We start from the raw sequence: 17,418 nt of genomic DNA on the forward strand, positions 1-17,418 counted from the left end.
TGCTCCTTACACTCGGATATCCACACCCGCACGACCCGCGACGTTCAGCACAAGTGGTGCAACGTCATCCGGTGCGCCTCGCGGATCGGAAGGCGGTTCATCTGAAGACCTAGCGGACTCGCCGTCGGGGAAAGCCCCCCTGCCCCCATCTGAAGTCTGTTGTTGAAACGTGAAATTTACTTCGGACATGCCGAACGCGCGCATCTCGTGCGCCAGTTGGTCGATATGCCTGCGCATCAGGTCCAGTGTGTCGGGCCGCTCGAAACTGAGGGTGACGTGCATGGCAGATCCCTCGGTCTGAAACGATATGCGCAGCCGCCCAAGCTCTTCTGGGCTGAGCGTGAGCTCAACTGGCCGGTCCGGCTGCTGCCGTACAATCTCGGCGATTTGCGTCGACACAAACCGGGGGACATCCGCGCCACGCGCAGGCAGATTTGATTTCAGATCACTGGTTGAAGAAGAAACCTGCTCGACCACTCGAAACGCGACATCTTCAAAAAGCCGGTGATCGCGGTCATGTTCTGTCACCTGCAGTACAGATACCGAGCTCAAAGGAAATGAGGCCATTTCTGGCATCGCCGGAGCGGGCCTGGTTATCAAAACGGGTTCCGGCGCAGAGAGTGTTGCGGGTGCTCTGGGGCCCGAAGAATCGATGTGCTTTGATACGCCCTGCACCGTCTCGACTGTACCGCCGGCCGGTATGAAAGAATCCACCCGCGCGACTTGAGGGCCAATAATCTTGGTCGATACGGCTCTGTCGTTCTGCGAATGGAGCCGAGTTTCCGCCTGCATCTCGATGCCTTTTTTAGGCATGTCGACCACCGATTTGTCATCCAAAGGCTCGGCCAAAGCGGAAATTGGGTTCGGAGCACGCTCAATCCGGGGATCGCGTGCCGCTAGATCATGTGTGGGAATACCTGATTCTTTGTCTGGCAAAATCGGGTTCGGGGACGACACAGAGTGAGGCCGATCAACGAAATCTAGCGCAGTCTCTGATGACGCTTGTTTAAGAGCAGTAGCATTGGGGATCTGTTCCTGTGGCGATGCGGGCGCGGCGGACAACTCCGCCTTCGTTATCCTAGCCTCAACCGAGGGCGCTTCTGCAAGTTTCCACGACCCCACATCCGCTGGGCTTGGCGTTTTGGCGGTTTGATCTGGCTGGGCAGGAGGTGCATCCGTTAATTCTCCCTGATGGATCAGGACTGGTTCATATGTCGCAAACTCAGCTTCTGACACATCCCGAACTGGCGACTTCAGTGTCTCAACCGCTCTAGAACCATCCTGAACAGATGTATTAACAGCCTTCTCTGTCGGGGAAATGACCTCTAGAAACTCATCCTGCATATTGCCCGCGAGTTTCGATTCGTAAGGATCTACAGTGAAGGGTTCCGCCATAAGGTCACGTTCTGTGTCCACTCGACTTTCAGCAACAGGAGTGCTGCCGGCGGGTGCCGAAGTCGTTCCCCCCATCACCTTCGATGGCAGTGTAACCGAAAGGTTCAGAAGCTCTTCCTGAGCCCCGAAAACAGTATCGAATGGTGCCCCCAGCTGCCCAGTCGCCTCCTCAAAATCCGCTGTTGGGATTTGAAGTTCGCGATCCGTCTGCCCGGCATTTGGGAAAGGTTGTTGCGCAATATGCATGTGTTCCATCCGGGAGTTCTGCCTCGGTAGGTTGCAGATTTGCAGATAGGAATTACCAAATCTTTACCGCTGATCGCGATACTCGGAAAAACTGTGATCAATTTGAAAGGTCGAAACCATGGACCCTGTTTCAGGTGTATCGACGCCCGTCATAACGCAAAAACCAAGCGCAACAGATACAGACAAAGCGCTTTGGAACGCCGCAAAAGAGCTTGAGGCAAGCTTTCTGTCCGAGATGCTGAAATCCGCCGGGATAGGCAAAACACCCGACAGTTTCGGCGGTGGGGTCGGCGAGGATCAGTTCGCCTCATTTCTGCGCCAGGAACAGGCGCGTGGCATGGTTGAGAGTGGTGGAATCGGACTCGCCCAATCTCTTTTCGAAGCACTGAAGGAGCAATCAAATGTCTAGTTTATACGCGCTACTCACGCTACTCGAGGATGAACGCCAGCTGATACTGAATGGCGAACTTGACGCCCTGCCCAAGCTGACCGACGCAAAAACCGAGATACTGTCGCAAATGGTGCAAAGTACGCTCAGCCAGAATCAATTTGCACAGCTTCAGACCATAGCCGCCCGCAATCAGAGCCTTCTGGTGGCGGCGGCAAATGGTATTCGCTCTGCGCGAGACCGGCTCGACGCTATTCGAAATCCAAATCAAGGCGTTAAAACCTATACGCGTACAGGTGCCGCACAGGTGCTTTCGCGCGCTCACCCGAACTTCGAGAAGCGCGCGTAGCATCATCAGTTTAGTTCAACTTGTTCAAATTCTAACCTGAGTGATTCAGGTTTCCTTCAGAGTTTTCACCGCAGTTTCACTTTGCATCCAGACGGGTGGCGCAGCCGATTAAGACGGGTTGCAGATGTCAGAAGGCAAAGGGTTCCCGATCAAGTCGGGGTCATAAAAACAGGCGCGAAGCGCCTTAGATTGAAGGAAACTAAGATGTCCAGCATTCTGACCAACAACAGCGCCATGGTGGCGCTTCAAACGCTGAAATCTATCAACTCGAACCTAGCCAATACACAGGCCGAAATTTCGACCGGCAAGGCAATCGGTTCGGCCAAGGACAACGCTGCTGTCTGGGCGATTTCGAAAGTTATGGAAGCTGACGTAAAGGGCTTCAAAGGCATTTCGGAAAGCCTGTCCCTGGGTGAAAGCACCGTTGCGGTGGCACGCCAAGCATCAGAAACGGTTACGGATCTTCTGACCGAGATCAAAGGCAAGATTGTTGCCGCACAAGAAGACAACGTGGATCGTGCCAAAATCCAAACTGACATCGTGGCTTTGCGTGATCAGATCACCTCGGTTGTTGGTGCCGCGCAGTTCAATGGCCTAAACTTGGTCGATGGCACTCAGTCGGGCACGAACTCGAATGGCAATGTAGGTGTCGATGTTTTGTCATCGCTCGATCGTAAATCTGACGGCTCTGTCGTTACCAGCTCGATCGGTGTGGATGCCCAGAACCTGTCGCTGACCGCAGGTACTGATCTTGCTGCGGCGGCTGCTTCAGTAGGTACCGATACAGGCACAGCCGGTGTGATTGACGCCAACGATGGCGGTACAAACGATTCGATTACTCTGGATACGTTCGCGTTCCTCGATGCATCTGGCGGCGCAACCGCAACTTCAGCTGTCCTTCCAAACACGGCAGGCGTCGACACCGCTGTTAACACCGGCCTTGTTGTTGGTGACCAGCTGTCGCTGACTGTCGGTACGGTTCAGGGCAACTATGTCGTGAAAGAAGGTGATACCGCCGAATCGGTCGTTGCAGGAATGAAGAACGCCATGGTGGCCGCCGGACTGGATAGCGGTGCTTTGACCATGGATATCGACAGCAACGCCGGTCAGCTGGTCATCACCAACGAAACCAACGCGGATATCGCGTTCTCGTTTGAAGCAACCCGTGGATCGGGTGGCCTGTCCGACCTTGGAACGATCGATGTTTCGACCTCGTCGGGCGCCGATGCAGCTTTGGGCGCGATCGAGAACATGATCCAGACCTCAATTGACGCGTCGGCATCGTTTGGTTCTGTCGAAGGCCGGATCGAAATCCAGTCGGATTTCGTCGGCAAGCTCTCCGATTCTCTGAAGTCGGGGATCGGTGCATTGGTTGATGCCGATATGGAAGCCACTTCGGCTAAGCTTCAAGCCCTTCAGGTGCAGCAACAGCTTGGCACACAAGCGCTCTCAATCGCCAACCAAGCGCCACAGAACATCCTATCGCTATTCCGCTAAAGGAGCTGGGGGCGCCAAAATGGCGCCCCCCTCTTTGACCTTTTAAATTTCGTTACCGGAAGGAAACCCCGTGAACGCAATCAGTATGGCCAAAACGGCCTATGCCACTTCGTCCCGAACACCGCTTCAAACCAACCGAGGCACAGAGTACGAGCTCTTCGCGCAGATCACGCATCGTTTGGATCAATACGCGAAAAAACAGACTTCTGTCTTTGCAGATCTGGCGCAAGCCCTTCACGACAACCGCAAGCTATGGACGTTGCTTGCTGCGGATGTCGCCGAAGATGCGAATGGTTTGCCCGCAGAGCTGCGTGCCCGCATATTTTATCTGGCCGAGTTCACCGCCGACTATACCCGGCAGGTTCTAAGCGACAACGCAGATCCCTCGGTATTGGTAGACATAAACACCGCAGTCATGCGTGGCCTGCGTCGCACGGGGGTTCCAGCATGAGCGGCCTTGTTCTGAAACTCAGCCCAAAAGAACGTGTCCTGATCAACGGAGCGGTAATCGAGAACGGTGACCGCAGATCGCGCCTCTCTATTGTGACGCCGAACGCCAACATTCTGCGCTTGAAGGACGCAATTCACCCCGAAGAGGTGAACACACCCGTTCGGCGCGTCTGTTATATCGCACAGTTGATCTTGTCTGGTGACGCCGATCAGGACGAAGGACGGTTGCAACTCTTGCGCGGAATCGAGCAACTGAGTCAGGTTTTGACCGACCCGGATAGCCGCTCGGTTCTGGACAAGGCGACCGGCGCTGTTCTCGACAACCAGTTCTATCAGTCGCTCAAGCAGCTCCGGGCCCTGCTGCCACGCGAAGAACGCCTTTTGTCAGCCCGCTACGCATGAGCTTTCAGCCGGTCATACCGTTCAATGGCGCGGCCGGCTGGGCCTTTCTGCAGCGCACAAAAGATGCCCAGCAATCAGCGTTTGAAAGCAACCCGGCCGTCCAGCGCAACGTTCAATACTTCCAAGACAATATTGGCGACATCGCCACAGCCGAACAGCTTGTGAGCGATCGTCGTCTTCTGTCTGTTGCTCTCGGAGCTTACGGGCTGATCGATGACGTCAACAACACCTATTTCATTCGAAAAGTTTTGGAAGACGGTACGTTGGATACTGATGCGTTGGCCAATAAGCTTTCGGACAAGCGCTATTTTGAGATGGCGAAGGAATTTGGGTTTGGTGATTACAACATCCCACGTACTCAAATATCAGATTTCGGCGTCCGAACAGTTGAGGCCTATAAAGAACGCGAATTCGAAGTTGCGATCGGCAACCAGGACCGAGATATGCGTCTGGCAATGAGCCTCGAACGTGATCTGGGCAATATCATCGACAAATCCACCAGCGATGCTGGGAAATGGTATTCGGTCATGGGCAACCCGCCGCTTCGCCAGGTCTTTGAAACAGCGTTGGGTCTGCCCTCGTCTTTCGGCACCATCGATATCGACAAACAGCTTGAAATCTTCCAAGAAAAATCCGAGCGCTATTTTGGGTCTTCAAGCGTCGATCAGTTCTCGGACCCTGAAAGACTGGATGAACTGACTAGACTGTTTTTGGCACGTTCTCAGATCGCGCAGGGTACGGCTGCACTCAGCTCGAACGCGATCGCCTTAACATTGTTGCAAAATTTTTAGCCCAAGCCGGCTTCTATCTTCATGCACTGGCTCAACCGTTCAAAACTGGCACTCGTATCCACCACTTCGGGTGCGGCAAGGAAATCGTCAATTTTTGGCCAAGCCTCAACGGCATGATCAAGAATGGCATCTGCCCCTGCTGCATAGAGCCCGGCCTGAATCATCATTTCAGAGCGGTCATATAAACCCAGCAACTTCCGGCCTTGCAGCAAGATCGCATTTTCCTCGTCGGATGCGGCATCCGGTAGAGCGCGCGAAACCGAGCGCAAAACATCTATTGCCGGAAAACGCCCGCGTTCTGCGATTTTCCGATCCAAGACGACATGACCGTCCAGAACCCCTCGCAGTATGTCCGCCACCGGTTCTTCCATGTCGGATCCTGCAACAAGCACCGAAAAGACCGCCGTGATGTCTCCAGCATGCCCGACACCCGGGCCTGCCCTTTCACAAAGCGATGTAATCTGTTGGGTCGTGGACGGGGGAAACCCGCGCAGACTTCCAGTCTCACCCGCGGCAAGCACAACCTCGCGATGAGCCTCTGCGAACCGAGTAATACTATCGGCCAGAAACAAAACCTGTCGGCCAGAATCGCGAAAGTGTTCGGCCACGGACATAGCCATCCATGCACAGCGCCGCCGCATCATGGGCGACTGGTCCGATGTGGCAGCTACGACGACCGCACGTTTCATCCCGTCCTTGCCCAACACCCTCTCCACAAAGTCGCGCACCTCGCGCCCCCGTTCCCCGATTAACGCAATCACAACCACATCTGCATGCACGCCCCGCGCCAGTTTGGCCAGAAGAGTAGATTTCCCAACTCCAGAGCCTGCGAACAGACCGATACGCTGTCCACTGACAATCGGCAGAAATGTATTGAACACCGTCATTCCCGTCTCAAGTCGATCACCCAATGGTCGGCGCGCCGTTGGGTTCGGCACCTCTCCTTTTAATGAGCGTGGCTGGGATCCCTGCAGAATCGGCGTCCCGTCCAGACTCCGCCCCAATGGATCTACGACACGCCCGATCCAGCTGTCATCTGGGGCAATACACGTACCCCCTAGCAGCAAAACCTCATCCCCAATCTGAAGGCCTGCGCAATCCCCATCAGGCAGAACCGAAATGGAATGTTCCCCAAGCTCTAGAACTTCGCCCATCCGTGGTTTTCCAGTGCTGGGCCGAATTTCAACGAGGTCAGCCTGAGCTGCAGTTTTGGTCAACCCGGCGACCTCAAGCACGCCTTGTCGGATGCCAGTCACCCGACCAATCGGCCGTACGACTTGTAGAGATGTGACTTCAGCAGACACCTGCTCGAACCCAACATTGTGCATCGGCGTTCTCCTAAAATTTTCATTGAAACTGTTTATAAAGGAATCAGGGTTAAGCCTTGGTTGAAGCCAATCGAGGGAGAAGCCCCGATGTTTGAAAAACTGACTATTTTTGCCAAGGCGAACGACCTTGCGCTCCATGCCGCGGCCCGACAATCCGTAATCGCACAGAATGTGGCGAATGCGGACACGCCGGGGTATCGCGCCCGCGACATCCCCTCATTTGCCGAGGCATATCAGCCAAGCCAAACTAACCAAATGCGCGCCACACGCGACGGGCATTTCGGCGCAGGAATCACGACGTCGTCGGATCTAGAAAGCGATTCTGTTTACCGCGCTGGCGCGACGTCTCCCAATGGGAACTCGGTATCACTCGAGACTGAGATGATGATGGCCGCCGAAGCCAAACGAGACCACGATATGGCGCTGGCCGTTTACAAATCAACGCTGGGCATCGTGCGCAGTTCGTTGGGCCGGAGGTAACGGATCATGAGTGATCTTAGAAATTCTGTCGCGGCCGCCGCGTCTGGTATGCAAAGTCAGGCCAATCGCCTGCGTCACGTGTCTGAAAATATCGCCAATGTCGATACCCCCGGCTATCGCAGAAAGATGGTCAGTTTTCAGGCGGCCCTTGAAGGCGGGCGGGCCACCGGAATGGTGGAAACCGGACGTGTCCAACTGGACAAGACCACCCTGCCCAGCATCTATGATCCCTCGCATCCACTTGCGGATGAAAGCGGTCACTATCAAGGCTCCAACGTCGACCTGGTGATCGAGATTGCGGACGCCCGCGAAGCGCAGCGGAGCTATGAAGCCAACCTGAAAATGTTCGATCAGTCGCGCCAAATGTCGCGCGGGTTGTTGGACCTGCTGCGCCGGTAGGAGGATAGATTATGGATATTCGCGCAACACTTGCATCGCAGCAATATGCGGCCTCCCGTCAGGCGGCTCAGCCAACGGCGAATACTGAACAAAAAGTGAACAATTTTGCGGGCGTGGCGCAAGACTTCGCTCAGACCGTGCGGAACGGGGAACGGACAGCGATGGCTGCCCTATCTGGCGATGCCGATCCGCATGCCTTGGTGCAGGCGCTGGCCCAAACCGAATTGGCTGTCGAAACCGCCGTCACGGTCCGTGACAAGGTCGTCGAGGCCTATCAGGAAATCCTAAGGATGCCGGTCTGATGGACGAGATTATCTTCTATGACACGCTGCGCGCGGGACTTTGGGATGCAGTTCTAATCTCGCTGCCCATTCTGTCGGTCGCGTTGATTGCCGGTCTGATCGTTGGCCTGTTCCAAGCGCTGACCTCGATCCAAGAGATGACCCTGACATTTGTCCCCAAACTCGTGGCCATTCTGGTCGTCTTCTGGGGCAGCATGGGGTTCATGACAGAAACACTGGTCAGCTTTTTCCAGCTGCGCGTCGTGCCCTTGATCGCAGGAGGGTGAGATGGACAATATCGGCTATACATCCCTGACACGGCAATCCGGCTTGATGCGCGAAATGCAGAGCATCGCCAACAACATTGCGAACACATCGACCACCGGATTTCGGCGCGAAGGTGTGATTTTTTCCGAGTATATTCATGCGCTTGAGCGCGACGATCCCTCGCTTTCCATGGCGACTGCCAACACGCGCGCATTGAACCTAGAGCAAGGCGCGCTGACCCAAACCGGCGGCACGTTCGACTTCGCCATCGAGGGCGATGGGTTCTTTTTACTCGACGGGCCGACAGGCCAGTTTCTTACCCGCGCGGGTGTCTTTACCCCATCGGCGGAGGGCGAGCTTGTGACCCCCGACGGCTATCGCCTGCTAGACGGCGGTGGGTCGCCGGTGTTCATCCCGCCTGATGCGAATGCTGTATCGATGGCAGCCGACGGGACGCTGTCAGCAGATGGACGGGCGCTGGCCTTGATCGGGCTGTTTACCCCGGTTGAACAGACCGACCTTCAGCACCGTGACGGCGTTCGGTTCGAAGCCCCCGGTGGGATCGAGCCCGCCCTGACCGAAGCCACGATACTGCAGGGGTTTATCGAAGGATCTAACGTCGATCCCATCGCAGAGATCGCCCGCATGATCGAGGTCCAGCGAAGTTATGAGCTGGGTCAGAAATTCATGGAGAAAGAGGATGAACGCATCCGCTCGGTCACGAAAACGGTCATCGGATAACAGGAGGCATAAATGCGCGCACTGAACATTGCAGCTACCGGGATGTTGGCCCAGCAAATGCGGGTCGAAACGATCTCGAACAACCTCGCGAACATGTCGACCACCGGCTACAATACGCGCCGTGCCGAATTTGCAGACCTGCATTATCAGCAGGCCACGCGGGCGGGAACGATCAATGCCGCAGATGGAACAGTTTTACCAACCGGCGTCCAACTTGGACTGGGGGTCCGTCCGACCTCGGTCACGATGATGGTACAGCAAGGGACACTGGCCCAAACCGGCGGCGATCTGGATGTTGCGATCGAAGGTCGCGGGTATCTTGAAGTCACTCTGCCCTCGGGCGCGTCAGGCTATACTCGTGATGGCGGGCTGAAACTGTCTGGGGATGGGCTGATTGTGACCTCGGACGGCTATTCAGTCGCGCCGGAAATCACCATTCCCAGCGATGCTCGCCAGATCTCGATCAACGCGGATGGCGAAGTCTACGCCTATTTCGACAATACCGTCGAACCCGAGCTCATGGGCGCATTCACCCTAGCCAGCTTCACCAATGACAAGGGGCTCGAGGCAATCGGGTCAAACCTCTTCCGCGAAACGCCTGCCTCGGGTCCCGCCTTTGTTGGAGCACCCGGCGAGGACGGACGCGGGACCTTGCGGCAGGGCTATTTGGAAAACAGCTCGGTCGACGCTGTGCGTGAAATCACCGAACTGATTGCCGCACAGCGGGGGTACGAACTGAACTCAAAAGTTATCACCGCAGCGGACCAGATGCTTGCGGCCACCACACAGGTGCGCTGATGAAACGCTTCATTCCCCTGATGTTGGCAATACTCGCCACGCCTTGCACCGCCGACACGGTCATTGCTGCCAGAAACCTGAGGCCCGGCATGATCGTATCAACGCAAGACGTGAAACTGGTCGACACCGAAATCGCGGGTGGCTTTCAGCTACTTGGAGATGTCATCGGACAAGAGGCGCGCGTGGTGCTTTATGCCGGTCGGCCGGTTCTACCCAACGACATCGGGCCACCCGCCGTGATCGATCGGAACCAGATTGTAACGCTGGTCTACAAAGCCGGGTCCATGACCATCCTAACCGAAGGCCGCAGCCTTGGCCGTGGTGCTATCGGGGACAGGATACCGGTGATGAATCTGGCTTCACGTACGACAGTCACTGGGTCGGTCTCTCCCTCCGGAGACGTCATTGTTTCCAACACAATCAACCACTTTTGATAAGGTAAAACTATGCGTTCAATCCTGTCCTTCCTCATCCTGACTGTGGCAGTAACCGCCTGTTCCCGCGTGGAAAACATCGGAAAGGAACCTGAGTTAAACCCGGTTGAGATGAGCGCCGAGCATCTGGCTATGAACGCTTCGGGCTTGCCGCAAGACATCCCGCCACAAGGCACAGTGGACCGCTCGTCTTTGTGGAGCGGAGGGCGCCAATCGCTTTTAGGGGATCGACGCGCCCAGCAGGCAGGCGACATTCTGACCGTGGTGATCGAAATCAACGACCGCGCCGAGTTCTCGAACAGTTCGGCGCGCGCGCGGGGGGCGTCCGAAGATATGGGCATTCCCAACCTGTTTGGGCTACCGCAATCCATCGACAAGGATTTGCCCGAAGGAGCATCCCTTGGAAATGCAGTCGGTCTGTCGTCAAACAGTTCCTTCAATGGAAATGGATCGGTGAAGCGCAACGAAAAGTTGGAGCTGCGCGTGGCTGCGACGGTCTTGGGCACGCTACCCAATGGCGTGTTGCAGATCCAGGGCACGCAAGAAGTGCGGGTGAACTTTGAACTGCGCGAGCTTCTGGTCACTGGGTTCGTGCGGCCTGAGGACATTTCGCGGCAAAACGAGATTCCATATGACAAGATCGCGTCAGCCCGCATTTCCTATGGCGGGAGAGGCCAGATCAGTGATGTTCAACAGCCCCGCTACGGACAGCAGGCCGCCGACATTATACTTCCGTTCTAAAGGGGCTCCAAATGGGCAAGATCATTCCAATTTTCCTGGCCCTGCTTGGTCTTGGTATCGGTGCTGGGGCGGGCATGATGCTTCAGCCCGAACCCGATCTGGTCGAGGTAAATCCCTGTGGCGACACCGATACTGACGCTCAGAAGAGCTCGGGAAATCCGACCGAAAACGCGCCTTCGGATACCGAGTTCGTGAAGATGAACAACCAATTCGTGGTGCCTGTCGTTGCCGATGGTAACGTCTCGTCGCTGGTGGTGATGTCGCTGAATATCGAGGTCGAACTGGGCGGGCGCGAAGCTGTTTACCAGCGCGAACCCAAGCTGCGCGACGAGTTTCTTCAGGTGATGTTCAACCACGCCAACACGGGTGGATTTGATGGTACCTTCACACAATCTAGCCGTTTGGACCCTCTGCGAATGGCCCTGCTTGAAGTGGCGCAATCCATTCTGGGGTCAGGGGTAAAGGATGTGTTGGTCACAAATATAGTGCGCCAGGACATCTAGTTTCTAATCGGCATATCTGCCCAAAATCACCAACTTGTTTGAAACACTTCAACCTGCAAAGCGAAGTTGTTAGTCTGCGGAAAAGGGGGACCAGTGAATGCAGTTAAAATCCGTGGATGTGTCGAAAACAGCGTCAGCCACCACCATTATTTTTCGGGCTTTGAAACAGGCCATCGTGGAGGGTGAACTGGAGGACGGCACCCCGCTGAGGCAGGATGAAATTGCGAAGATGTTCAACACTTCGCGCATCCCGGTCCGAGAAGCCATTCTGAAACTGGAAGAGCATGGATTGGTGACATCACAAAGGTACAAAGGGGCCGTCGTATCGTCACTGTCGCAGGATGAAGTAAGCGAGATTTTCGATTTCCGCGTCCTGCTGGAACCTCATGTCATCGCACAGGCAGTCCCGCAAATGTGCGCCGATACCTTGCGTACGGCACGTGGCCATTACGAAGCGTTGGCGACATCGACAGATTCTTCGGAATGGGGGGATCTAAACCGGAAGTTTCATGCAACGCACTATGCTGCCAGCGGCCTGACCTATCACATGGCAGCAATCGACAATGCTCTAAACCGGATTGATCGTTATCTGCGGGCACGTATCATGATGGACGATGGGATGATCCGAGCCAACAATGATCACCAAATGATCCAGGAAGCCTGCGAAGCTGGTGACGCTGAGAAGGCAGCTGAATTGACCTTCACACACATCGTCGAAGCACGTGACAAATTGATGACCCATCTGAAGTAAGGCGTGCTTGCACCCGGCGATCGACGTTTCAGCCTGCAGACTTGGCATCGAAAACTGGTCTTCTGCGCAAATACCCAGAAAGATCAATCTTATCGGATATGCGTGATCACACTGCCTAGGCCGTCGATCTGCGCCACACAGGTATCGCCAGACTGAAGGGGGCCGACATTCTCTGGTGTTCCGGTGAAAATCAGATCGCCAGCGCTGAGTTCCACCAAGGTCGAAAGATAGGCGATCACATCCGCAACCGGCCAAATCAGATCGGAAATATCCGAGTTCTGGCGCGTCTCGCCATTTACGCTTAGCGATATGGCGCCTTTGGTGAAATGCCCCACATCGGCAACGGGATGCAGTGTGCCGCAGGGAGCCGATCGGTCGAACCCCTTGGCCATATCCCAAGGGCGCCCATTAGATTTCGCGTCCGCTTGCACATCGCGACGCGTCAGATCGTTGCCAACCGCATAGCCCCAGACATGATCCAGAGCAGCATCGGCAGCAATGTTCGCACCGCCATTGCCAAGCGCCACGACCAGCTCGACCTCGTGATGCAGGTTCGATGTGCCCTGAGGATACGGGATGCTCGCGCCGTCCGCGACCAAAGCGTCTGCAGGCTTGGAAAAGAAAAAGGGCAGCTCCCGATCTGGGTTCGATCCCATCTCGCGGGCGTGGGCAGCATAGTTCTGCCCGACGCAGAAGATCCGACGTACGGGAAATTTCTGGTCCGAGCCAGCGATTGGAAGAAACGGTTGCGCGGGAGCGGGAATGGCCCAAGTCATTTCAGGAACACCTTGCCTTTCATCGTGTCTGCAATCGGTGCGCCCATCAGTGACAGAACGGTAGGCGCAAGCTGAGTCTGGCACAGAATATCGCTGTCATCGACCACCTCTGCATCCCCGAAATAGTAGAGCGCGACGTCTTGTTGCAGGTCTTCATGACCCCCGTGATGGCCGCGATCCGTCTGGCCGTGATCGGCAGTGACAATCACCTCGTACCCCTGATCACGCCAGCGCTTGATGAAGGGGGCCATCTGTTCATCCATCTTGAAGCACGCATCGTCCATTTCATGGCATTCATGCCCAAATCGATGACCCATGCTGTCCAGCGTGCAGGTGTGCAGAATGCCATAGTCGATCCCTTTGCGTTCACACAGCCTGGTCAGCGTGCCGAATAGATCGACATCAGCCGGGGTGCATTGGTTGATCAACCCATAGCCGGTCATCGTGTGAAAACGCCCGTGGTTGATCGACGTGCTTTCAGGCTCGTCATATTCGACATCCCGCACCACGTCGAAAGGTGCGCGGTTGAAGAACTCGGACCAGAAGGAATGCGTCACGGCACCTGTCACACCGCCAGCCTTGCGAACTTGGCTAAAGATATCATCATGCGACAGGCGAAAGACATCGTGATTACCCGTGCAGCCATGCTCCTGTGGGGTCACGCCTGTGTGGATCGAGGCATAGCAGCTGGCCGAAGTCGAAGGCAGCACTGCACGCATCTTCAACAGCTTCGCGTCACCCGATTGCACCCAGCCTTCAAGGTTGCCAAACAAACGGCGCCAGTTGCGATGCGGCACCCCGTCGATGATGAGAAGCAGGAGTTTTCTGTCCATGTCAGCGCCCTTCCAGATTGCGCGTTGAGTTGCGTCAGACTAGGCGCGGGTCGTCACGGAATTATGTAACAGATGCGCCAGAATGGGTCGGTTTTGGTCCGGCGAATAGAAAACGGGGGCGCAATTTCAGCGCCCCCGGTACATTCGATGCCCGGCGATCAGTTGCCGGCGCTTTCCATCTTGCGGTTCCCCACGACCTCTTCCAGCCAACCAAGACGCATCTCGGGGACAGAGCTGAGCAGCAGGTCGGTGTAGTCGTCGAACGGAGGTGCCAACACCTCGGCTTTCGGGCCATAGCGTACGACGCGCCCTTGATACATCACCGCGATGCTGTCGGCGATGGCCTTCACCGTCGCAAGGTCATGCGTGATGAACAGATAGGCGACGTTCTCGATCTTCTGAAGGTTTTCCAGAAGCTTCAGAATGCCGTCTGCAACCAATGGATCCAGCGCTGAAGTCACCTCGTCACAGATGATGACCTTGGGCTTGGCAGCCAGCGCACGGGCGATACAGACACGCTGTTTCTGCCCGCCGGAAAGCTCTGCCGGATAGCGGTCCATGAACTCTGGACCCATCTCGATTTCTTCCAGAAGTTCCAGAATCCGCTTTTTCTTTTCCGCACCGCGCATGCCGAAATAGAATTCAAGCGGACGGCCGATGATCGTCCCAACGGTCTGGCGTGGGTTCATGGCCACGTCAGCCATCTGATAGATCATCTGAAGCTCGCGCAGGTCATCACGCGACCGCCCTTCCAGATCCGATGACAGATCGCGTCCATCAAAATGGATCTTACCCTCGCGCGGAGGCAACAGGCCAGTGATCACGCGGGCCGTGGTCGACTTGCCCGACCCGGATTCACCCACTACGGCCAAGGTCTGGCCCGGGTGAAGCTCCATCGTGACATTATGCAACACGTCGAAATTCGTGCCCTTATAGCGCGCCGTGACATTTTCCACGGTCAATACGGGATTGTCCGTGGGCGGCTTGCCATCGTGTTGGGTGGAGCGGACCGACACCAGATCGCGGGTATATTCCTCGACCGGGTGATTGATGATCTGATCTGTGGTGCCATGTTCAACCATGTCACCCATGCGCAGCACCATGATCTCGTCCGAGACCTGAGCAACCACCGCAAGGTCATGCGTGATATAGAGCGCTGCAACCCCGGTGTCCCGAATGGCTTCCTTGATCGCCATCAGGACGTCGATCTGCGTGGTAACATCCAGCGCCGTTGTGGGTTCGTCGAATACCACCAGATCGGGCTCGGGGCACAGGGCCAAGGCCGTCATGCACCGCTGTAGCTGACCACCAGACACCTGGTGCGGATAGCGATCGCCGATGTTCTCGGGATCCGGCAGACCCAGCTTGGTGAACAGCTCGATTGCGCGGGCTTCGGCCTCTTTCTTCGAGAACTTGCCCTGATGCAGCGAGGCTTCGATCACCTGCTCCATGATCTTCTTCGCCGGGTTGAAGCTGGCCGCAGCCGATTGGCTGACATACGTCACCTCGGTTCCACGCAGTTTACGCAGGTCCTTCAGGTTCGTGCCCAGGATCTCGCGACCATTGACCCAGACCTTGCCGCCGGTGATCTCGACCCCGCCCCGTCCATAGGCCATCGAGGCCAGACCGATGGTGGATTTACCAGCACCCGATTCCCCGATCAGGCCCAGCACTTTGCCCTTCTCCAACTCGAAGGATACGCCGTGCACAATATCGATGTTTCGGGGTTTCTCGCCGGGCGGATAGATCCGCGCGCCGATTTTCAGGTTTTCGACCTTCAGAAGTGTATCGCTCATCCGCGGCCTCCTTTCAGGCTGGTGGTGCGGTTCAGCACCCAGTCGGCAACAAGGTTCACGGAAATTGCCAGCGTCGCGATGGCCACGGCGGGCACAAGCGCTGCCGGTATGCCATAGACGATGCCGTCTTTGTTTTCCTTCACGATGCCGCCCCAGTCAGCGTTGGGCGGTTGTACGCCAAGGCCAAGGAACGAAAGCGTCGACACGAACAGCACTGCAAAGATGAAACGCAGGCCCATTTCGGCCACCAGAGGAGACAAGGCGTTTGGCAGGATCTCGCGGAAGATGATCCAGCGACGTCCCTCGCCACGCAGTTTGGCGGCTTCAACGAAATCCATGACGTTGATATCAACCGCCACAGCGCGGGCCAGACGATAGACACGAGTCGAGTCCAGAAGACCCATTACCAAAATCAAGATGAGCAGCGTCACCGGCATAACCGACAGAACGACAAGCGCAAAGATCAGCGTCGGGATGGACATGATCAGGTCGACAAAGCGGCTCATCAGCTGATCGACCCAACCGCCAACCACGGCAGCGGTAAAACCAAGGATCGAGCCCAGCGTGAAGCTGAGGATCGTGGCGGCGGTGGCGATAAAGATCGTCGTGCGTCCACCATAGATCATGCGTGTCAGCAGATCGCGTCCAATGTTGTCGGTCCCCAACCAGTGCTCGGACGAGGACGGCTCCCAAACGTCACCGACGATCTCGGTCATCGAATAGGGCGCAATCAACGGGGCAAAGATTGCCATGAAGAAGTAAAGCCCAGTGAAGAACAGGCCGATCAAGGCCGCAGGAGGTATTCTTATCATTTCGGATGCCTCAGCCTTGGGTTCGCCAGGATCGACACGATGTCAGCCACCATGTTCAATCCGATATAGACCGCCGCGAAGATCAGACCGCAGGCCTGCACAACGGGCACGTCACGTTTGGCCACGTGGTCGACCAGATACTGGCCCATGCCGGGATAGACGAACACCACCTCGACAACCACAACGCCCACGACAAGGTAAGCAAGGTTCAGCATGACCACGTTTACAACCGGCGCAATCGCGTTCGGGAAAGCGTGGCGGGCGATGACCTGAAAGCTTGTCAGGCCCTTCAGTTCAGCCGTTTCGATATAGGCCGACTGCATTACGTTCAGAATGGCGGCGCGGGTCATACGCATCATATGCGCCAGCACAACCATGGTCAGAACAGTCACGGGCAACGCAATGGCGTTGAGTTTCTCACCCAGAGACATGCTGTCATAGATCGTGGACACGGTGGGCGCCCAGCCCAGTTTAACGCCGACATAGTACATCAGCACGTAGCCGATCAGGAATTCAGGCACCGAGATCGACGCCAGAGTCACCGCTGAAATCAGTTTGTCGGGCCAACGTTCGCGATAGCGCACGGCAAGCAGGCCAAGGAAAATGGCCAGCGGCACGGCCACGACGGCAGCCCAGAACGCCAAGAACAGCGTGTTCTTCAACCGCCCACCAAGGCTGTCGACAATGTCGCGCCCATTGGTCAAGGCAGTGCCAAGATCGCCCTGCAGAGCACCGAACAGCCAGTTGAAATAGCGTGTGGTAGCGGGCTGATCCATGCCCAGCTCTTTACGTAGGTTGGCAAGGCTTTCGGGCGTGGCGGATTGTCCAAGGATGTTCTGCGCGACATCACCCGGAAGGATGGTGGTGCCTGCAAAGATCAGCACCGAAGCTGCGAGGAGCAGAAGGGTGCTCAGCGCAAGGCGCTGAGCAACCAGTTTAAGGACGGGATGCATGAGAATC

Annotated in this window: 23 protein-coding genes; 16 read left to right on the forward strand and 7 right to left on the reverse strand. The window is 56.3% G+C overall.

The features are described from left to right. Positions 1 to 6: 6 nt before the first annotated feature. Positions 7 to 1,641: a flagellar hook-length control protein FliK gene (locus ACP15F_RS12685; protein WP_424941198.1), complete on the reverse strand. Its 1,635-nt coding sequence runs from the start codon at positions 1,639 to 1,641 to the stop codon at positions 7 to 9. 118 nt (positions 1,642 to 1,759) lie between these two features. On the opposite strand from ACP15F_RS12685, the gene ACP15F_RS12690 reads away from it, so the two are divergent. From ACP15F_RS12690 to ACP15F_RS12715, 6 genes are all read left to right on the forward strand, one after another. Continuing rightward, entirely contained in the window at positions 1,760 to 2,050 is a 291-nt protein-coding gene (locus tag ACP15F_RS12690; protein WP_424941199.1) for a rod-binding protein, read from the forward strand. After that, on the forward strand, positions 2,043 to 2,378 hold the full coding sequence (locus tag ACP15F_RS12695) for a hypothetical protein (RefSeq protein ID WP_424941200.1): 336 nt from the start codon (positions 2,043 to 2,045) through the stop codon (positions 2,376 to 2,378). The genes ACP15F_RS12690 and ACP15F_RS12695 overlap by 8 nt, the downstream gene beginning before the upstream one ends. A 204-nt stretch (positions 2,379 to 2,582) precedes the next feature. After that, positions 2,583 to 3,875: a flagellin gene (locus ACP15F_RS12700; RefSeq protein WP_424941201.1), complete on the forward strand. Its 1,293-nt coding sequence runs from the start codon at positions 2,583 to 2,585 to the stop codon at positions 3,873 to 3,875. A 70-nt stretch (positions 3,876 to 3,945) separates the two neighbouring features. Continuing rightward, positions 3,946 to 4,326, forward strand: coding sequence for a flagellar biosynthesis regulator FlaF (gene flaF / locus ACP15F_RS12705; RefSeq protein ID WP_424941202.1), 381 nt, complete (start codon positions 3,946 to 3,948; stop codon positions 4,324 to 4,326). After that, positions 4,323 to 4,727, forward strand: coding sequence for a flagellar biosynthesis repressor FlbT (gene flbT / locus ACP15F_RS12710; protein WP_424941203.1), 405 nt, complete (start codon positions 4,323 to 4,325; stop codon positions 4,725 to 4,727). The genes flaF and flbT overlap by 4 nt, the downstream gene beginning before the upstream one ends. After that, the gene (locus ACP15F_RS12715; protein WP_424941204.1) at positions 4,724 to 5,518 is read left to right on the forward strand and encodes a DUF1217 domain-containing protein; all 795 of its coding nucleotides are present in this window, start codon (positions 4,724 to 4,726) and stop codon (positions 5,516 to 5,518) included. Before flbT ends, ACP15F_RS12715 begins: the two co-directional genes overlap by 4 nt. On the opposite strand, the gene ACP15F_RS12720 is transcribed toward ACP15F_RS12715, so the two are convergent. Further along, positions 5,515 to 6,846, reverse strand: a complete 1,332-nt coding sequence (locus ACP15F_RS12720; RefSeq protein ID WP_424941205.1) for a FliI/YscN family ATPase — start codon at positions 6,844 to 6,846, stop codon at positions 5,515 to 5,517. The two genes, ACP15F_RS12715 and ACP15F_RS12720, sit on opposite strands and share 4 nt — an antisense overlap. An 87-nt stretch (positions 6,847 to 6,933) precedes the next feature. Here ACP15F_RS12720 and ACP15F_RS12725 point away from each other — a divergent pair, with 87 nt between their 5' ends. The 10 genes from ACP15F_RS12725 to ACP15F_RS12770 all read left to right on the forward strand — a co-directional run bounded on the left by ACP15F_RS12725 (position 6,934) and on the right by ACP15F_RS12770 (position 12,241). Continuing rightward, on the forward strand, positions 6,934 to 7,326 hold the full coding sequence (locus tag ACP15F_RS12725) for a FlgB family protein (RefSeq protein WP_424941206.1): 393 nt from the start codon (positions 6,934 to 6,936) through the stop codon (positions 7,324 to 7,326). A gap of 6 nt (positions 7,327 to 7,332) precedes the next feature. Further along, positions 7,333 to 7,725, forward strand: coding sequence for a flagellar basal body rod protein FlgC (flgC, locus tag ACP15F_RS12730; RefSeq protein ID WP_424941207.1), 393 nt, complete (start codon positions 7,333 to 7,335; stop codon positions 7,723 to 7,725). A gap of 11 nt (positions 7,726 to 7,736) precedes the next feature. Continuing rightward, positions 7,737 to 8,027, forward strand: coding sequence for a flagellar hook-basal body complex protein FliE (gene fliE, locus ACP15F_RS12735; protein WP_424941208.1), 291 nt, complete (start codon positions 7,737 to 7,739; stop codon positions 8,025 to 8,027). Next, positions 8,024 to 8,293 carry a flagellar biosynthetic protein FliQ gene (locus tag ACP15F_RS12740; RefSeq protein WP_133487000.1) on the forward strand — a complete coding sequence of 90 codons (270 nt, stop codon included), beginning with the start codon at positions 8,024 to 8,026 and terminating at the stop codon, positions 8,291 to 8,293. The genes fliE and ACP15F_RS12740 overlap by 4 nt, the downstream gene beginning before the upstream one ends. Before the next feature lies 1 nt (position 8,294). Beyond that, positions 8,295 to 9,014, forward strand: a complete 720-nt coding sequence (locus ACP15F_RS12745) for a flagellar hook-basal body complex protein (RefSeq protein ID WP_424941209.1) — start codon at positions 8,295 to 8,297, stop codon at positions 9,012 to 9,014. A 12-nt stretch (positions 9,015 to 9,026) separates the two neighbouring features. After that, entirely contained in the window at positions 9,027 to 9,812 is a 786-nt protein-coding gene (flgG, locus tag ACP15F_RS12750) for a flagellar basal-body rod protein FlgG (RefSeq protein ID WP_424941210.1), read from the forward strand. Then, complete coding sequence (flgA, locus tag ACP15F_RS12755) at positions 9,812 to 10,246, forward strand: flagellar basal body P-ring formation chaperone FlgA (RefSeq protein ID WP_424941211.1); 435 nt, start codon at positions 9,812 to 9,814, stop codon at positions 10,244 to 10,246. The genes flgG and flgA overlap by 1 nt, the downstream gene beginning before the upstream one ends. Before the next feature lie 12 nt (positions 10,247 to 10,258). Further along, a complete protein-coding gene (gene flgH / locus ACP15F_RS12760; protein WP_424941212.1) occupies positions 10,259 to 10,987 on the forward strand; it encodes a flagellar basal body L-ring protein FlgH in 729 nt (242 codons plus the stop codon). Between the two features lie 11 nt (positions 10,988 to 10,998). After that, entirely contained in the window at positions 10,999 to 11,490 is a 492-nt protein-coding gene (locus tag ACP15F_RS12765) for a flagellar basal body-associated FliL family protein (RefSeq protein ID WP_424941213.1), read from the forward strand. 97 nt (positions 11,491 to 11,587) lie between these two features. Next, entirely contained in the window at positions 11,588 to 12,241 is a 654-nt protein-coding gene (locus ACP15F_RS12770) for a GntR family transcriptional regulator (protein ID WP_424941214.1), read from the forward strand. Positions 12,242 to 12,330: 89 nt separating this feature from the next. On the opposite strand, the gene ACP15F_RS12775 is transcribed toward ACP15F_RS12770, so the two are convergent. From ACP15F_RS12775 to ACP15F_RS12795, 5 genes are all read right to left on the reverse strand, one after another. Continuing rightward, positions 12,331 to 13,017, reverse strand: coding sequence for a fumarylacetoacetate hydrolase family protein (locus ACP15F_RS12775; protein ID WP_424941215.1), 687 nt, complete (start codon positions 13,015 to 13,017; stop codon positions 12,331 to 12,333). Continuing rightward, the gene (locus ACP15F_RS12780) at positions 13,014 to 13,850 is read right to left on the reverse strand and encodes an alkaline phosphatase family protein (protein ID WP_424941216.1); all 837 of its coding nucleotides are present in this window, start codon (positions 13,848 to 13,850) and stop codon (positions 13,014 to 13,016) included. Before ACP15F_RS12780 ends, ACP15F_RS12775 begins: the two co-directional genes overlap by 4 nt. A 158-nt stretch (positions 13,851 to 14,008) precedes the next feature. Then, entirely contained in the window at positions 14,009 to 15,646 is a 1,638-nt protein-coding gene (locus tag ACP15F_RS12785) for an ABC transporter ATP-binding protein (protein WP_424941217.1), read from the reverse strand. Beyond that, positions 15,643 to 16,458, reverse strand: a complete 816-nt coding sequence (locus ACP15F_RS12790) for an ABC transporter permease (protein ID WP_424941218.1) — start codon at positions 16,456 to 16,458, stop codon at positions 15,643 to 15,645. The genes ACP15F_RS12785 and ACP15F_RS12790 overlap by 4 nt, the downstream gene beginning before the upstream one ends. Then, complete coding sequence (locus ACP15F_RS12795; RefSeq protein WP_424941219.1) at positions 16,455 to 17,411, reverse strand: ABC transporter permease; 957 nt, start codon at positions 17,409 to 17,411, stop codon at positions 16,455 to 16,457. Before ACP15F_RS12795 ends, ACP15F_RS12790 begins: the two co-directional genes overlap by 4 nt. Positions 17,412 to 17,418 lie beyond the last annotated feature (7 nt).

This window comes from Aliiroseovarius sp. S253, from assembly GCF_049800855.1.
GTDB lineage: Bacteria > Pseudomonadota > Alphaproteobacteria > Rhodobacterales > Rhodobacteraceae > Aliiroseovarius.

Coding starts and splice junctions, on each gene's coding strand:
- ACP15F_RS12785 (WP_424941217.1), bottom strand. CDS start 15,646: ATGAGCGATACACTTCTGAAGGTCGAAAACCTGAAAATCGGCGCGCGG.
- flgA (WP_424941211.1), top strand. CDS start 9,812: ATGAAACGCTTCATTCCCCTGATGTTGGCAATACTCGCCACGCCTTGC.
- ACP15F_RS12690 (WP_424941199.1), top strand. CDS start 1,760: ATGGACCCTGTTTCAGGTGTATCGACGCCCGTCATAACGCAAAAACCA.
- ACP15F_RS12700 (WP_424941201.1), top strand. CDS start 2,583: ATGTCCAGCATTCTGACCAACAACAGCGCCATGGTGGCGCTTCAAACG.
- ACP15F_RS12765 (WP_424941213.1), top strand. CDS start 10,999: ATGGGCAAGATCATTCCAATTTTCCTGGCCCTGCTTGGTCTTGGTATC.
- flgH (WP_424941212.1), top strand. CDS start 10,259: ATGCGTTCAATCCTGTCCTTCCTCATCCTGACTGTGGCAGTAACCGCC.
- ACP15F_RS12780 (WP_424941216.1), bottom strand. CDS start 13,850: ATGGACAGAAAACTCCTGCTTCTCATCATCGACGGGGTGCCGCATCGC.
- ACP15F_RS12720 (WP_424941205.1), bottom strand. CDS start 6,846: ATGCACAATGTTGGGTTCGAGCAGGTGTCTGCTGAAGTCACATCTCTA.
- ACP15F_RS12790 (WP_424941218.1), bottom strand. CDS start 16,458: ATGATAAGAATACCTCCTGCGGCCTTGATCGGCCTGTTCTTCACTGGG.
- ACP15F_RS12770 (WP_424941214.1), top strand. CDS start 11,588: ATGCAGTTAAAATCCGTGGATGTGTCGAAAACAGCGTCAGCCACCACC.
- ACP15F_RS12775 (WP_424941215.1), bottom strand. CDS start 13,017: ATGACTTGGGCCATTCCCGCTCCCGCGCAACCGTTTCTTCCAATCGCT.
- ACP15F_RS12725 (WP_424941206.1), top strand. CDS start 6,934: ATGTTTGAAAAACTGACTATTTTTGCCAAGGCGAACGACCTTGCGCTC.
- ACP15F_RS12795 (WP_424941219.1), bottom strand. CDS start 17,411: ATGCATCCCGTCCTTAAACTGGTTGCTCAGCGCCTTGCGCTGAGCACC.
- flbT (WP_424941203.1), top strand. CDS start 4,323: ATGAGCGGCCTTGTTCTGAAACTCAGCCCAAAAGAACGTGTCCTGATC.
- ACP15F_RS12685 (WP_424941198.1), bottom strand. CDS start 1,641: ATGCATATTGCGCAACAACCTTTCCCAAATGCCGGGCAGACGGATCGC.
- ACP15F_RS12715 (WP_424941204.1), top strand. CDS start 4,724: ATGAGCTTTCAGCCGGTCATACCGTTCAATGGCGCGGCCGGCTGGGCC.
- fliE (WP_424941208.1), top strand. CDS start 7,737: ATGGATATTCGCGCAACACTTGCATCGCAGCAATATGCGGCCTCCCGT.
- flgG (WP_424941210.1), top strand. CDS start 9,027: ATGCGCGCACTGAACATTGCAGCTACCGGGATGTTGGCCCAGCAAATG.
- ACP15F_RS12695 (WP_424941200.1), top strand. CDS start 2,043: ATGTCTAGTTTATACGCGCTACTCACGCTACTCGAGGATGAACGCCAG.
- flgC (WP_424941207.1), top strand. CDS start 7,333: ATGAGTGATCTTAGAAATTCTGTCGCGGCCGCCGCGTCTGGTATGCAA.
- ACP15F_RS12745 (WP_424941209.1), top strand. CDS start 8,295: ATGGACAATATCGGCTATACATCCCTGACACGGCAATCCGGCTTGATG.